Source organism: Jatrophihabitans telluris (assembly GCF_023516435.1).
In the GTDB taxonomy this organism is placed as follows: Bacteria; Actinomycetota; Actinomycetes; order Mycobacteriales; family Jatrophihabitantaceae; genus Jatrophihabitans_A; species Jatrophihabitans_A telluris.
This window is the reverse complement of the sequence record NZ_CP097332.1, coordinates 3,489,035-3,503,325: the sequence shown is the minus strand read 5'-3', so window position 1 is coordinate 3,503,325 and position 14,291 is coordinate 3,489,035. Positions and strand designations below refer to the sequence as shown.

Annotated in this window: 12 protein-coding genes; 6 read left to right on the top strand and 6 right to left on the bottom strand. The window is 70.1% G+C overall.

Annotated features, from left to right (window positions below):
* The first annotated feature begins 31 nt into the window (after positions 1 to 31).
* The 3 genes from M6D93_RS16100 to M6D93_RS16090 are packed head-to-tail and all read left to right on the top strand — an operon-like array spanning position 32 to position 3,146.
* Positions 32 to 1,333: a thymidine phosphorylase gene (locus M6D93_RS16100; RefSeq protein ID WP_249770703.1), complete on the top strand. Its 1,302-nt coding sequence runs from the start codon at positions 32 to 34 to the stop codon at positions 1,331 to 1,333.
* 6 nt (positions 1,334 to 1,339) lie between these two features.
* Complete coding sequence (locus M6D93_RS16095; RefSeq protein WP_249770701.1) at positions 1,340 to 1,993, top strand: acVLRF1 family peptidyl-tRNA hydrolase; 654 nt, start codon at positions 1,340 to 1,342, stop codon at positions 1,991 to 1,993.
* A gap of 46 nt (positions 1,994 to 2,039) precedes the next feature.
* Positions 2,040 to 3,146, top strand: a complete 1,107-nt coding sequence (locus tag M6D93_RS16090; RefSeq protein ID WP_249770699.1) for an adenosine deaminase — start codon at positions 2,040 to 2,042, stop codon at positions 3,144 to 3,146.
* A gap of 115 nt (positions 3,147 to 3,261) precedes the next feature.
* Here M6D93_RS16090 and M6D93_RS16085 read toward each other — a convergent pair whose 3' ends face one another.
* The 5 genes from M6D93_RS16085 to deoC all read right to left on the bottom strand — a co-directional run bounded on the left by M6D93_RS16085 (position 3,262) and on the right by deoC (position 8,704).
* A complete protein-coding gene (locus tag M6D93_RS16085) occupies positions 3,262 to 4,713 on the bottom strand; it encodes an amidase family protein (RefSeq protein ID WP_249770697.1) in 1,452 nt (483 codons plus the stop codon).
* A gap of 24 nt (positions 4,714 to 4,737) precedes the next feature.
* Positions 4,738 to 5,343 (bottom strand): hypothetical protein, encoded by a 606-nt coding sequence (locus tag M6D93_RS16080; RefSeq protein WP_249770695.1) that lies wholly within the window; start codon positions 5,341 to 5,343, stop codon positions 4,738 to 4,740.
* Between the two features lie 30 nt (positions 5,344 to 5,373).
* Positions 5,374 to 6,252: an aldehyde dehydrogenase family protein gene (locus M6D93_RS16075; RefSeq protein WP_347343679.1), complete on the bottom strand. Its 879-nt coding sequence runs from the start codon at positions 6,250 to 6,252 to the stop codon at positions 5,374 to 5,376.
* 67 nt (positions 6,253 to 6,319) lie between these two features.
* The gene (locus M6D93_RS16070; protein WP_249770691.1) at positions 6,320 to 7,771 is read right to left on the bottom strand and encodes an aldehyde dehydrogenase family protein; all 1,452 of its coding nucleotides are present in this window, start codon (positions 7,769 to 7,771) and stop codon (positions 6,320 to 6,322) included.
* A 15-nt stretch (positions 7,772 to 7,786) separates the two neighbouring features.
* The gene (gene deoC / locus M6D93_RS16065; protein ID WP_347343678.1) at positions 7,787 to 8,704 is read right to left on the bottom strand and encodes a deoxyribose-phosphate aldolase; all 918 of its coding nucleotides are present in this window, start codon (positions 8,702 to 8,704) and stop codon (positions 7,787 to 7,789) included.
* Positions 8,705 to 8,919: 215 nt separating this feature from the next.
* On the opposite strand from deoC, the gene upp reads away from it, so the two are divergent.
* The 3 genes from upp to M6D93_RS16050 all read left to right on the top strand — a co-directional run bounded on the left by upp (position 8,920) and on the right by M6D93_RS16050 (position 12,573).
* Complete coding sequence (gene upp / locus M6D93_RS16060) at positions 8,920 to 9,543, top strand: uracil phosphoribosyltransferase (protein ID WP_249770687.1); 624 nt, start codon at positions 8,920 to 8,922, stop codon at positions 9,541 to 9,543.
* Positions 9,544 to 9,632: 89 nt separating this feature from the next.
* Positions 9,633 to 11,330: a hypothetical protein gene (locus M6D93_RS16055; RefSeq protein ID WP_249770685.1), complete on the top strand. Its 1,698-nt coding sequence runs from the start codon at positions 9,633 to 9,635 to the stop codon at positions 11,328 to 11,330.
* 301 nt (positions 11,331 to 11,631) lie between these two features.
* Positions 11,632 to 12,573 carry a hypothetical protein gene (locus tag M6D93_RS16050; protein WP_249770683.1) on the top strand — a complete coding sequence of 314 codons (942 nt, stop codon included), beginning with the start codon at positions 11,632 to 11,634 and terminating at the stop codon, positions 12,571 to 12,573.
* Between the two features lie 72 nt (positions 12,574 to 12,645).
* Here the strand turns inward: M6D93_RS16050 and M6D93_RS16045 are convergent, their stop codons facing one another.
* The gene (locus tag M6D93_RS16045; protein WP_249770681.1) at positions 12,646 to 14,280 is read right to left on the bottom strand and encodes a phospho-sugar mutase; all 1,635 of its coding nucleotides are present in this window, start codon (positions 14,278 to 14,280) and stop codon (positions 12,646 to 12,648) included.
* Positions 14,281 to 14,291: the final 11 nt, after the last annotated feature.

The window sequence follows — 14,291 nt, the reverse complement described above, 5'->3', positions numbered from 1 at the left end:
CGCTCATCGACCGCGTGGGAAGGTAACCATCATGTCAGCGCAGAGCATCGAACCCTTCGACGCGGTCAGCGTCATCCGCGCCAAGCGTGACCGCGGACGGATCCCGGACGCTGAGATCGACTGGATCATCGACGCCTACACCCGCGGGGTGGTGGCCGAGGAGCAGATGGCCGCGTTGGCCATGGCCATCCTGCTCAACGGCATGGAACCGGCGGAACTGTCTCGCTGGACCGAGGCGATGATCGCCTCCGGCGAGCGGCTCGACCTGTCCGGGGTCAGCCGGGCCACGACCGACAAGCATTCCACCGGCGGCGTCGGGGACAAGATCACCCTGCCGCTGGCACCGTTGGTGGCTGCCCTCGGCGCGGCCGTGCCGCAGTTGTCAGGACGCGGGCTCGGGCACACCGGCGGCACGCTGGACAAGCTCGAAGCCATTCCCGGCTGGCGCGCCTCGGTCAGCAACGCCGACTTCGTCGCTCAGCTCAACGAGGTCGGCGCGGTGGTCTGCGCAGCCGGTGACGGGCTGGCTCCGGCGGACAAGAAGCTGTACGCCCTGCGCGATGTCACCGGCACCGTAGAGGCGATCCCGTTGATCGCCAGTTCGATCATGAGCAAGAAGATCGCCGAAGGGTCATCGGCTCTCGTCCTGGACGTCAAGGTCGGCACCGGAGCCTTCATGAAGACCGAGGCCGACGCGCGCGAACTGGCACGCACGATGGTCGCGCTCGGTACGGCGGCCGGGACGAACACCGTCGCGCTGCTGACCGACATGAACACGCCGCTCGGCCTGACCGCGGGCAACGCGCTGGAGGTGCGGGAGTCGGTCGAGGTACTGGCCGGTGGTGGCCCGAGCGACGTCATCGAACTGACAGTGGCGCTGGCCCGGCTGATGCTGGCCGGCGTCGGCATCACCGACGTCGATCCTCAGGATGCGCTGGACGACGGACGGGCCATGGATTCCTGGCGGGCCATGATCGCCGCCCAGGGCGGGGACCCGGACGCGCCGCTGCCGACCGCGCGACACACGCACGTCGTGACGGCCCCGGCCTCGGGGATGCTGACCCGCCTGGACGCCTATGCTGTCGGCGTCGCGGCCTGGCGGCTCGGAGCCGGCCGAGCTCGCAAGGAGGATCCGGTCTCGGCCGGTGCGGGCGTGGTCATGCACGCCAAACCGGGTGAGCCGGTGACGGCCGGCCAGCCGCTGCTGGAGTTGCACGCCGATGATCCCGAGCGATTCGAGCGCGCCCTGCAGGCCCTGCAGGGCGGCTATGACATCGGCTCGGCCGCCGACTTCACCGCCGACCCGTTGATCATCGACACCATCACCGCCTGAGCCCGGATGGACGATCCGCCGGTTTCGGCCCGAACGGTGTCCGTCGCGCCCGAACGGATCTCGACGTGGATCGACGGGTTCGCCGACCGGCACGGGGCCGTCCAGACCAGCGCCGATGAGAGTCGCGTCCTGCTGCTCGGTGCCGACGGTGACCGGGCCTGGCTCGAACTACCGTTCCCGCCGTGGGAGATTCCGGTCAGCCGGGTCCTCACCTCGCTGTCGGTCGAGGTCAACCGCGACCGTCGGGTCGGGGTGTTGCTGGTGCGCCGCGGGGGCTACGCGGCCGGGGTCTTTCACGGGGCCGAGCTGCTGAGTTCCAAGGTCGGATCGGGCTATGTGCAAGGCACGACCAAGGCCGGCGGCTGGTCTCAGCAACGCTACGCCCGCCGCCGCGACAACCAGGCTCGTGCCGCCTTCGGCCAAGCCGCTGACGTGGCGGCCCGGATTCTGGTCCCCGAGCAGGACCGGATCGAGGCGCTCGTCCTCGGCGGTGATCAGGTCGCGGTCACCGCCACCCTGTCCGATCCCCGGCTCGCCGCGCTCGCCGCGCTGGCCGAACGTCGCCCGCGGCCCCTGCTGGCGGTCGCCGATCCGCGGCTGAAAATACTGCAGGCGACGGCGAGTCAGTTCCGCGCCGTGCGCATCCGGTTGGATCCGTGACCGGTGTTGTGCGCGGCGGTTCGGGCCGCTGCCCTAGGCTGCTGTCATGCCTGTCGAACTGAACCGCGACACCATCCTGCGAGCCCCGAAGGTCTTGCTGCACGACCATCTCGACGGAGGCCTGCGGCCCCAGACGATCATCGACCTGGCCGCTGAGATCGGTTACGACAAGCTGCCCTCCACCGACGCGGCCGAGCTGGGTCGCTGGTTCGCCGAGGCGGCAGATTCCGGCTCCCTGGAACGGTATCTGGAGACTTTCGACCACACCGTCGCCGTGATGCAGACCGTAGGCGGCCTCAGGCGGGTCGCCAGCGAATGCGCGCAGGACCTCGCGGCCGACGGCGTTGTCTACGCCGAGGTTCGATGGGCCCCCGAGCAGCACGTCAGCGAGGGACTCACCCTGCCCCAGGTCGTCGATGCAGTTCTGGCCGGATTCGCCGACGGCGTCGCGGTCGCTGCCGAGCGGGGTTACACCATCCGGGTCGGGGCACTGGCCACAGCGATGCGGCACGCGGCCCGTTCGCGTGAGATCGCCGAGCTCGCGGTGGCCTACCGGGACCACGGCGTCGTCGGGTTCGACATCGCCGGAGCCGAAGCGGGCTTCCCGCCCACCCGGCATCTGGACGCCTTCGAGTACCTGCGCCGGGAGAATTACCACTTCACCATCCACGCCGGCGAGGCGTTCGGCCTACCCTCCATCTGGGAGGCCCTGCAGTGGTGCGGCGCGGACCGTCTCGGCCACGGCGTGCGGATCGTCGACGACATTGCGGTCACCGGCAGCACGCTGGACGAGCATGTCGATTCGGCCCGGCTCGGCCGACTCTCGCAGTACGTCCGGGACAAGCGCATCCCGCTGGAATTGTGTCCGTCCTCGAACGTGCAGACCGGGGCCGCTCCGTCGATCGCCGCGCACCCGATCGGTCTGCTCCGCCGGCTGCACTTCCGGGTCACGGTGAACACCGACAACCGCTTGATGAGCGACACGTCTATGACCAAGGAAATGCTTCTGCTCACCGAGGCGTTCGGCTACAGCTGGTCCGACCTTCAGTGGTTGACGGTGAACGCCATGAAGAGCGCGTTCATCGCCTTCGACGAACGGCTGGCGATCATCAACGCCCAGATCAAGCCGGGCTACGCCGACTTGCTCGCCTAACCGCGTTGAGGTTGCCCTTGTTGCTGGCCCATCCGCGTTGAGGTTGCCCTTGTTGCTGGCTCATCCGCGTTGAGGTTGCCCTTGTTGCTCGAGCACCTGAACAACGAGGGCAACCTCAACGAAAGTCGGCGGGCGGGGTCCGCGGCGGCAGCAGGGCTTCCAGTTGCTGGCCGATCGACAGCAGTCGCGCGTCTTCGCCGACACGCGCCATCAGCAGGACCCCGACCGGCAGACCGTCGATGAGCCCGGCCGGCAACGACAGGGACGGGCACCCGCTCACCGCTGCGGGCGAGGACGTCGGCAGGTGCCAGTCCTCGCCGTGACCGTAGGCGGTGTGCCAGGCCGGGCGGTTCATGACCGTCACCGCGACGTCGCACCCGTCGAGCAGACCGGCCATCGCCCGGGCGGCTTGCTCGTCAGCCTCGGCGCGCAAGCGCAGGTGCTCGGGCGAGCCCGCACCCGCGCTGACTGCCGCGAGAGCGAAGTTCTCGTCACCGAAAAGCGATAACTCGACCGGATCGGCTCGATCGAAGGCCAGCAGCTCGGGCCAGGTGCGCGGATGACGGCCCGGCCGCGAGCGAAGGTAGGCCGGTAGCTGCGTGGCGAACTCGCACAGCAGGGCGTCGAACTCGGCGGCCTCGAACGGCCCGGTCTGGGCCACCGACCGTGCGAACGTCCGGCTGCCCTGTGCCCGAAGCAGATCCGCTACCTGATCCAGTACCGCCCGGACTGCCGGTTCGTCGGCGAGCTCGTCCGGCGTCCAGACCGCCACCCGCAGGCCGTCGAGCTCGACGGGGGCTCTGTCGATCCGGCTAGTCACGTAGATCGGTCGGTCGGAGAGGACCTCGTACAACGTGCGGGCATCGGCGACCGAACGCGTGATCGGTCCGGCGATGTCCTGCGCGGACGAGATCGGCACGATGCCGTCACCGGGGACGGTGCCGCGACTCGGCTTGAAACCGACCACACCGCATAGGCCCGCCGGCGAGACGATGGAGCCGTCGGTCTCGGTACCGATCGCGACCGGACTGAGGGCGGCGGCTACGGCGACAGCCGAGCCCGACGATGATCCGGACGGGTTTCGCCCGACGTCGTAGGGGTTGTTGGCCTGTCCGCGAACGCCGCTCCACCCGCTGGTTCCGGAGGTGGTGCGGAAGTTGGCCCATTCGGACAGGTTGGTCGAGCCGAAGATGACGGCGCCGGCCGCTCGCAGTCGGGTGACCAGCCCGGCGTCGCGCACCGGTGGCGATCCGAGCAGCGCGCGCGAACCAGCCGTACCCGGAAGGCCGATCGCCTCGATGTTGTCCTTGACCAGCACGGGTATTCCGTCGAGCCGACCCAGGACGAGACCCCGGGCCCGGCGGTCGTCAGCCGCCTGAGCCGCCGCCCGCGCGCCCGTTTCGTCGAGCGCGAGGATCGCCCCCAACGCAGGGTCGAAGCGCACGATGCGGTCCAGGTAGTGCTCGAGCAGGCCGAGTGCCGAGACCGTGCCGGCGGCGAGCAGAGCTGCCAGCTCCTCGATCGTGTGGAGCGTGGGGACGGCGTCGTGCTGTGCGTCGGAGGCCACGGGGTCGCTGCTCGCCGCGGCGAGTCAGTCGGTCTCGTCGTCGGATTCGACGATCGTCTCGGTCGACGAACCTTCCCAGCGCAACCAGGTGTTGAGGCGGTTGGCCGCGCGCTCCCAGCTGTCGGCGATCACGTCGCCGAGAGCGGTCCATTCGGCCGCTCCCTCCTTGCCGCTGTAGGACGTCTCGCCCTCGACGAGCAGCGCGTACTCGCGGGTGTTGCCGAGCAGCGATCGCAACGCCCCGTCCTCGCAGCAGTCGGCGACCCGAGCGGCGATGTCGATGGTGTCGCCGAGTTCGGACACCACGACCGGGTCGGCGTCGCCGGCCGCCAGCTCGTACACGGCGTCGAAGTCGTAGTGGTCCGACTCGGCCGGCTCGAGGGCCGTCTTGCCCTTGCCGGCGAACGCCTCCCAGGCGGGGTGGTCGGCGAGGTCATGGTCCGGGTGCGCCTGCAGCCAGTCGGAGAGTTCGTCGGGGGTTCCGAGCAGGACGATTTTGGCACCGTCGCCGAGGAAGCCCTGCCACTGCTCGCCGTCGGTGTCCTCCCACGGCGGGGCGTAGAGGGTGACGCCTTGGTGGGCGTTCGAGGTCAGGCTGATGGCCACGATCGGCTCGGTGAAGGACGGCATGCCAGTGAACCTAGCCGAGAGGTGTCTGCATCAGACACCCATGGGGTGCCAAACCGTCTTCGTCTCGGTGAACACGCCGAGCCGGCTGATACCAGGGTCGCTGCCGGCGAGCACCGACCGATCGGTCGTCGCCGGAGCGTGGACGCGCTTGACGGTGTCGGCGGCGGACTCGGCCAACGCAATCCGGGCCGCGGGCTCGACCCCGGTCAGGTCCAGGCCGTTGACGTCGCGGTGGGCGGCCAGCCACGGTGCCAGCTCGGACACCGACCCGGTGAGCAAGTTGATGACTCCGCCGGGCAGGTCGGAGGTGGCCAGTGCCTCGGAGAGGGAAACCGCCGGCAGCGGACGATCGGCCGAGGCGATGACCACCACGGTGTTGCCCGTGGCGATCGCGGGTGCGACCACGGAGACGAAGCCGAGCAGGCTGCTGTTCTGGGGGGCGATCACCCCGATGACGCCGCTGGGTTCGGGCAGGGAGAAGTTGAAGTACGGCCCGGCGACCGGGTTGGCGCCGCCGGCGATCTGGGCGTACTTGTCCGTCCAGCCCGCGTACCAGACCCAGCGGTCGATCGCGGCGTCCACCTGCGCCTGGGCCGCGTCGGTGGAAATCCCTTCGGCGGCGACGACCTCGGCCGCGAACTGCGCTCGCCGACCCTCCATCATCTCCGCGATCCGGTACAGGATCTGGCCGCGGTTGTAGGCCGTCGCGCCCGACCAGCCACCGAAGGCCTTGCGGGCGGCGGTTACGGCGTCGCGGAGGTCCTTGCGGGAGGCCTGCGCGGCATGGGCCAGCAGCTCACCGTCGGGGCTGTGCACCGGGTAGGACCGGCCTGATTCCGAGCGCGGGAAGGCGCCTGCGATGTAGAGCTTGTACGTCTTGCGGACCGTCACGCGATCGCCGGCCGGCACGGCAGGGTTCGGGTCAGCGAGCGCGGCGGCAGTCTTGCGCGGCGCGGATTTCGCCTTTGCGGGCACGTCAGAACTCACTTTCCAGGTAGGCGGCCAACCCGTGCCGGCCGCCTTCGCGACCGAAACCGGACTCCTTGTAACCACCGAAGGGCGAGGCCGGGTCGAAGCGGTTGAAGGTGTTGGCCCACACCACGCCCGCGCGCAGCTTGCCGGCCATCCAGAGGATGCGCGAGCCCTTCTCCGTCCAGATGCCCGCGCTCAGGCCGTACGGGGTGTTGTTGGCCTTCTCGACCGCTTCGGCCGGTGTCCGGAAGGTCAGCACCGACAGGACGGGACCGAAGATCTCCTCCCGAGCGATCCGGCTCGCCTGGCTGACCCCGGTGAAGATCGTCGGGGGGAACCAGAAGCCGCGGTCGGGCAGCACGCACTCCGGTGACCAGCGCTGGGCTCCCTCGTCCACCCCGGCGTCGGCCAGCGCGCGCACGCGCGCCAACTGCGCCGCGGAGTTTATGGCGCCGATGTCGGTGTTCTTGTCCATCGGATCGCCCAGGCGCAGGGTCTGCAGTCGTTCCTGCAGGGCGGCGACCACCTCGTCGTGCACGGATTCCTGCACGAGCAGCCGGGAGCCCGCACAGCAGACGTGGCCCTGGTTGAAGAAGATCCCGTTGACGATGCCCTCGATCGCCTGGTCCAGCGGGGCGTCGTCGAAGATGATGTTCGCGGCCTTGCCGCCGAGTTCGAGCGAGACTCGCTTGCCCGAGGCGGCGACCGACTTCTGGATCATCTTGCCGACCGCGGTGGAGCCGGTGAAGGCGATCTTGTCGATGCCCGGGTGGTCGACGATGGCCTGACCGACAGACGGGCCGCCCGGCAGGATGTTGACCACGCCCGCGGGCAGGTCGCATTCGGCGATGATCTCGGCCAGCGTGATGGCCGTGAGGGGCGTCGTCTCTGCCGGCTTGAGGACGACCGTGTTGCCGGTGGCCAGCGCCGGTGCGATCTTCCAGGCGGCCATCAGCAGCGGGAAGTTCCAGGGGATCACCTGACCGGCGACGCCGATCGGTCGCGGGTTGGGACCGAAGCCGGCGTAGCCGAGCTTGTCGGCCCAGCCGGCGTAGTAGAAGAAGTGAGCGGCGGCGGTGGGGACGTCGACATCGCGGGACTCGCGGATCGGCTTGCCGTTGTCGAGGGTTTCCAGCACGGCCAGTTCGCGGGCGCGTTCCTGCATGGCGCGGGCGATGCGGAACAGGTACTTCGATCGCTCGGCGCCGGACATCGAGCCCCAGGGACCCTCGTAGGCGCGCCGGGCCGCGGCCACAGCGTCGTCCACGTCGGCGGCGGAGGCCTCGGCGATCTCGGCGAGCGGCTCCTCGGTGGCGGGGTTGATCGTCTTGACCGCCTCACCCCGGCCGTCGCGGAACCGGCCGTCGACGAAGATGCCGTAGGACGGCTTGAGCCGCCCGATGTCTCGGGACTCAGGCGCCGGCGCGTAGTCGAAAGCGTGCTCAACGGTGTTCATGGTTTCGGATTTCCCTCAGTCGATCGAGACATAGTCGCCACCGTCGTAGGCGCCCGTGCTGAGCTTGTGGCGCTGTTGCAGCAGGTCGTTGAGCAAGGTCGAGGCACCGAAGCGGAAGGTGTCCGGGGAGAGCCAGCGGTCGCCGGCGACCTCGTTGACCATCACCAGGTACCGAACGGCTTCCTTGGTGGTTCGGATGCCGCCGGCCAGTTTCACGCCGCGCACCTCCCCGGTGCGCGCGGCGAAGTCGCGGGCGGCCTGCAGCATCACGAGGGCGACCGGAGGCGTCGCGGCCGGAGTCACCTTGCCGGTCGAGGTCTTTATGAAGTCCCCACCCGCCAACAGGGCCAGCCACGACGCGCGGCGGACGGAGTCGAGTGTGACCAGCTCGCCGGTCTCCAGGATCACCTTCAGGTGCGCGGTGCCACAGGCCTGCTTGGTCGCGACGATCTCATCGAAGACCTGCAGGTACCGGCCGGACAGGAACGCCCCCCGGTCGATGACCATGTCGATCTCGCTGGCTCCGGCCGCGACCGCGTCCCGGACGTCGACGAGCTTGGTGGCCAGCGCCGCGCGGCCGGACGGGAAAGCCGTGGCGACCGAGGCGACGCCGACTCCGGTTCCGCGCAGAGCCTGCACCGCGGTGGCGACGAGGTCTGGATACACGCAGACGGCGGCCACCGCCGGGGCCGTGGGATCGGACGGGTCGGGGCGGGCGGCTTTGGCGCACAGCGACCGGACCTTGCCGTGGGTGTCGGCGCCCTCGAGCGTGGTCAGATCGACCATCCGGATCGCGGTGTCGATGGCCCAGGCCTTGGCGGTGGTCTTGATGCTGCGCGTGGCCAGCGAGGCGGCCCGCGCCTCGGCGCCGACCTGATCGACGCCGGGCAGGCCGTGCAGGAAGCGCCGGAGGGAGGAGTCGTCGCGGGTCACGTCGGCGAGTTGGCCTCCGCCGGGGCGGGCCGGGCCGGCGGGCGCCGACGCGGACGCCGGACGGAGGACGGTTTCAGTCACCGCGCCAGTCTAGGTCGCATCCACGGGCCCCCTCCAGGCAAGTTCTGCCGTCGGAGGGGGGCGGCGGTCAGCGGAGATCACCAAGAGTCGGCAGGGCGCCCAGCCACGGGCGGCCGACCGCTAGGCTCCCGGGCGTGCAGACCGTCGTCGTAGAGCATCCCATCGTTCGCAGCCGGTTGTCCGTGATGCGGGACGAGACATCCAGCAACGCCGAGTTCCGAGCGGCCCTGCGCGAACTGTCGACCTTGCTGGTCTACGAGGCGACCCGGGACCTGCCCCTGACCGAGCTTGACATCACCACTCCGGTCGGGCCGACCAAGGGTCACACGCTGGCCAACCCGCCGCTGATCGTGCCGGTCCTGCGGGCGGGGCTCGGCATGGCCGAAGCCGCGTTCAATCTCCTGCCCGAATCGCAGATGGGTTTCGTCGGTCTCGCCCGCAACGAACAGACCCACGATCCCGAGGCCTACATGGCCTCGCTGCCGGATTCCCTGGCGGGGCGTCCGGTCATCGTGCTCGACCCGATGCTGGCCACCGGCGGTTCACTGGCGCACTGCTGCGAACTGCTCAGCACCCGTGGGGCCACCACGATCGTCGTGGTCTGCGCGTTGGCCGCGCCCGAAGGCGTCCATCGGATCGAGGCATCGGGACTGGTGTCGAGCCTGTTCACGGCGAGCATCGACGAGGGGCTGAACAGCAACGCCTACATCGTGCCGGGCCTGGGCGACGCCGGCGATCGGCAGTTCGGGCCACGCTGAATCGCGCTGGATCACGCTGAATCACGCTGAATCTCACGAGCACGTAACGCTGAGTAGCTACTGGGCTACGGCCTGTGTACTCTACGTACATGCGTAAACGCTTAGGGCGCAGCCGAAGGCGCCACTGTCTGGTCGGTTTGTCGGTTTCGACGGCGCTTCTCGGCGGCCTGCTGGTGACCACGAACGTCACCTCGGGCGCCGCGGCCTCCACCTTCGTCTCCACGTCGGTGCAGGAGGCGCCCGACTACGCCTCGACGGTGTTCCACGACGCGTGGGACTACTCCAACCCCAGCGACGTCATCCTCGACAAGGGCCCGACGACGAACGTCACCAGCGCATCGATGTCCAAGGGCGTCCTGGCCTACACCGCCGGACCCGGCTCGTACATCTCACCGCTGTGGGGCGGTTACCCGGGTTCGATGCGGATCGGCCGGGACGGTTCCGCGGCGGGCAACCAGCTCAGCGCCGCGACGTACACCCGGATGCACCTGCACGCCTACGCCTCGAGTAACACCGGCGCGGCCCTGTTCTACTTCATCGGTGACGGCCTGAAGACGCTGGGCGGTGTTCCCTTCACGCTCAAGGCGGGATGGAACGACTACGACCTGCTGATGCAGAACAAGTTCCCCGGCCGGGCCGGCTACTCCGGCAGCATCACCGGGCTGCGACTGGCGACCAGCCCGCACAGCCCCACCCGGATCGGCATCGACTTCCTCCGCGTCTACCACGTGGCCAGCGCCTCGACCCTCACATGGCGTTCGCCCAGCGGGCGCCCCGCCACGCTGCACTGGTCCTCCGACTCCAGTTCCCCGACCGGGGCCAACAGCACCAGCGGCGTCGTCACCGGGACCGCCGGGACTGCCTCGACCGTGGGATCCTCGGGCACCGCGAGCGTGAACGTCTCGGGCTACCCGGCCGGGACCCGCTTCTACGCCGTCGACTCCTCCGGCCAGCCCGTCGGGACGTCCCTGCGCATCACGAACCGTCCGGTGGTCACCGTGATCAGCCCGGACGCCTCCGGCTGTGGTGACTGGGCGACCTCGGCCCTGGGACACCCGTGGACCTTCACCTCCTCCGGGAGCATCGCCGGCACCGTCAACGCCCGGTCGATCAGCTTCGCCAAGGGTGTGCTGTCGGCCACCAACGCCAGGCCGACCATCAACGACCCGCATGTGTTGTTCAAGGTGGGCAAGGGCATCAACGGGACCATCTGGAATCGGCTGACCCTGGTCACCGGCTACGACGGTTCGTTCAATCTGGCGGACACGGCCGGTGGCGGCACCATGGGCCGCATCATGTGGAAGCTGGCGGGCAAGTCCGGCATCTCCCAGACCAACGACCTGCTGACCTACAGCGGCAAGCGCACGATCGTCGTCAACATGGCCCAGCCGACCTCCACCCTGACCGAGAACACCGCTTCGATCCGGTACCCGTTCGCCTCCGGGCGGCGAGTGAGCGAGCTCCGCTGGGATCCCAACGAGGATCGCGGTGCCCGTCGCTGGCACGTGTACTCGATCCGACTGGCCCGTGACTGCACCGCTACCAGCTCGTTCGCCGTCAGATGGCAGGACAAGGGCGTCCAGGCCGGCGCCGTGGCCACGGTCCTCGCGGTCCAGGGCAGCAAGTCCTACAACCTCGGCGCCGTCACCGAGAAGTCGGGTGTCAACAGCCTCGCCGCGAATACCCGATCGCTGCCGGCCGGTCGTTACACGATCCGGGTGAGCGTCACCAACGGCGGCAACGCCAGTGCCTCGCTGTCGGGCAGCCCGTTGGTGGTCAGCCACTAGCTGGCCCTGGGGCGATGACGTCCCGTTCGATCCGTACGCCCGGCGCCGGCCGGCAACCGTCTTGGTTGCCGGCCGGCGTCAGCGCTTTCGGCACGGTAACGACAACGTAGCGATCCGGTACGAAGTCCGTTGGGACGGTTAGAGTCCCGCAATCACGGCAACACTGAACAGGACGGGCCGCACCCGCCGCGCATGCGGGCTGCGTCCACGGTTTCGTGAGATCGTCTCGGCGGTGCAACAGGGCGGGCCGATCGCGACGTCTCACCTACGGCAGACACAATCGACAGGTTTGGGGCAGGGCATGTTCGAAGAAGTCCCGGGCGAGCGCAGCCGGCTCTCCCGGCTTCGCGCACGTCGCTGGGTGCTCGGACCCTTCGCCGTCGGCGGCGGGGTCGCGGTCGCCGCACTGAGCGGCTCGGTCGCGGTCGCCGCAACGGTGATCACGGCCTCCACCGTCGGCCTGCCGGTCGGCTCGCGCCCTCACTCCTCGCAGGTCGTGGTCGCTACCGCCAGTCACTCGGCGAGCAGTCGCCACACTCTCGCCGGTACCGGGATTCCCGGCCGTCCGAATTCGCCCGCACTCGATGGCCGGCAGTCGAGCAGCCCGGTCAGCTCCTCGATCAGGCCCGGTATGTCCCCGGCGGACTCCGATCCGGCGGGCGGGGTGACCGGCCCGGCAGCGACGGTCTCCGGGGCGGTCCCGTCGGCCGCTGGCTCGCCCTCCCCGGTCGACCCGCCGGGCTCCAGTCCGTCCTCAGCCCTTCCGAGCGGCTCGACTACCGCGTCCCCGGCGCCGGTGGGCAACGCCGTCATCTATGTGACCGGCTTCGACGCGCAGAGCTCGCAGGTCCTGTTCCGCTACGCCACGGCCCGTCCGGGCGCCGGCGCCGGTGGCACCACCCGCTACGCCGTCATCGCCTCCTCACCGCGCTACCGGGCCGGCCTCGACCCGCGGATCACCGTCACCTCGGGCACCACGATCTGCCCGCCGGCGGGAAATCGATGCACAGCGGCGCAGTTGATCGCCGCTGCACCGAACGGGTTCTTCGCCGAGGCCGCCCTCGACCGGGGACTGCTGCGATCGGTGATCGAGCGCGACAACGCGGGCTACGGCGGGTTCAGCCCGGCGCCGAGCACGACCACGTCGCCCAGCCCGTCGGCCCCCAGCTCCGCCCCAGCGAGCAGCGCGGCCCCGAACAGCGGCGCCGGTCCCCAGGCCGCCGTGGCTACTCCGAGCCCGTAACCGCCATCGGCTCCGTCCGGGCTCCGTCCGGGCTACGTCCGGGCTCCGTCCGGCTGGGCTCTCGGCCCGCGCTCAGCCGGGTGGCAGGCCGACGATGTCCTGGATCTCCGCGGAGAGCCGGTCCAGCCCGGCCTCGGCCGCCTCGGGTGAGGCGTCCGGAATCACGACCTCCAGGTAGGCCTTGCACTTGGGCTCGGTTCCGGACGGGCGGACGACCACCCGCCCGCCGTCGAAGCGCAGGATGACGACGTCGTTGTCCGGAGCTAGGTCGGTGATCGTGACGGCCCGGCCGAGCAGATGCTCGGGCCTGGCGGACCGAAGCCGGGCCATCGCCTGGGTGATCAGCGACAGGTCATCGACGCGCCACGACAGCTGAACCGTGGCGTAGAGCCCGTACTCGCCGGCCAGCTCGGCTAGCCGCTGCGGCAGCGACGATCCCCGCGCCTTGAGCACGGCGGCGTACTCGGCCACCAGCAGCGCGGCAGAGATCCCGTCCTTGTCGCGCACCAGGCGGGGCGCGACGGCATAGCCGAGGGCCTCCTCGTAGCCGTAGACCAGGTCCTCGGCCGCGCGGGAGATCCACTTGAACCCGGTCAGGGTCTCGGCGAACCCGACCCCGTGCTTGGCGGCCATCGCCGACAACAGGGTCGAGGAGACGATGGTCGTGGCGTAGGTTCCCCGCACCCCGCGGCTCAGCAGACGGTCGGCCAGCAGCACCCCGACCTCGTCGCCGCGCAGCATCCGCCAGCGCGGCCCGGCCTCGGTCTGGAACCGGGCCCCGACTGCGCACCGGTCGGCGTCCGGGTCGTTGGCCAGGATCAGGTCGGCCCCGTCACGATCGGCCAGGGCCAGCGCCAGATCCATGGCGCCGGGCTCCTCCGGATTGGGAAACGCCACCGTGGGGAACTCAGCGTCGGGCTCGGCCTGCTCAGGCACGGACCGCGGCGCTGCGAAGCCCGCCCGGGTGAACACCGCCCGCACCACCGCGGTGCCGACTCCGTGCATCGCGGTGTGCACGATCGAGAGGTCCCGGGGCGAATCGGGCGCGACCAGCCCCGCCACGGCCGCCACGTAGTCGTTCACCAGGGACTCGCTCAGTACCTCGTAGTCCTCGGAGAGCTCGATCGCCCGGGTCGAGGCGACGCCACGAATCGCGGCCTCGATCTCGCGGTCCATCGGCGGAACGATCTGGGCCCCGTCCGCGGCGTAGACCTTGTAGCCGTTGTCCTGAGGCGGATTGTGCGACGCGGTGACCATGATTCCGGCCACCGCACCGAGATGGCCGACCGCGAAGGCGAGGACCGGGGTCGGAAGCAGCCGAGGCAGCAGCCGGGCCTGGAACCCGGCCGCCGAGCAGATGCGGGCCGAATCCCGGGCGAAGGAGGCCGAGCCGTGCCGTCCGTCGTAGCCGATCACGACGATCCCCCCGGCATGACCGGCCGTCTCCAGGTACGCGGCCAGCCCGGCGGCCGCGCGGCGCACCACGGCCGTGTTCATCCCGTTGGGCCCGGCCCGCAAGGGCCCCCGCAAGCCGGCCGTGCCGAAGGTGAGTGGCCCGGCGAAGCGATCGGCGAGGTCGGCTCTCGCCTCGGCGTCCTCGTGCTCGGCACGGGCAAGCAGTGACTGCAGCTCGGCGACGGAGGCCGCATCCGGGTCGTCGGCGATCCAGGCGGCGACGGATTCGGCCAAGTCAGCGGGCAGGCTCATTCGATTCCTCC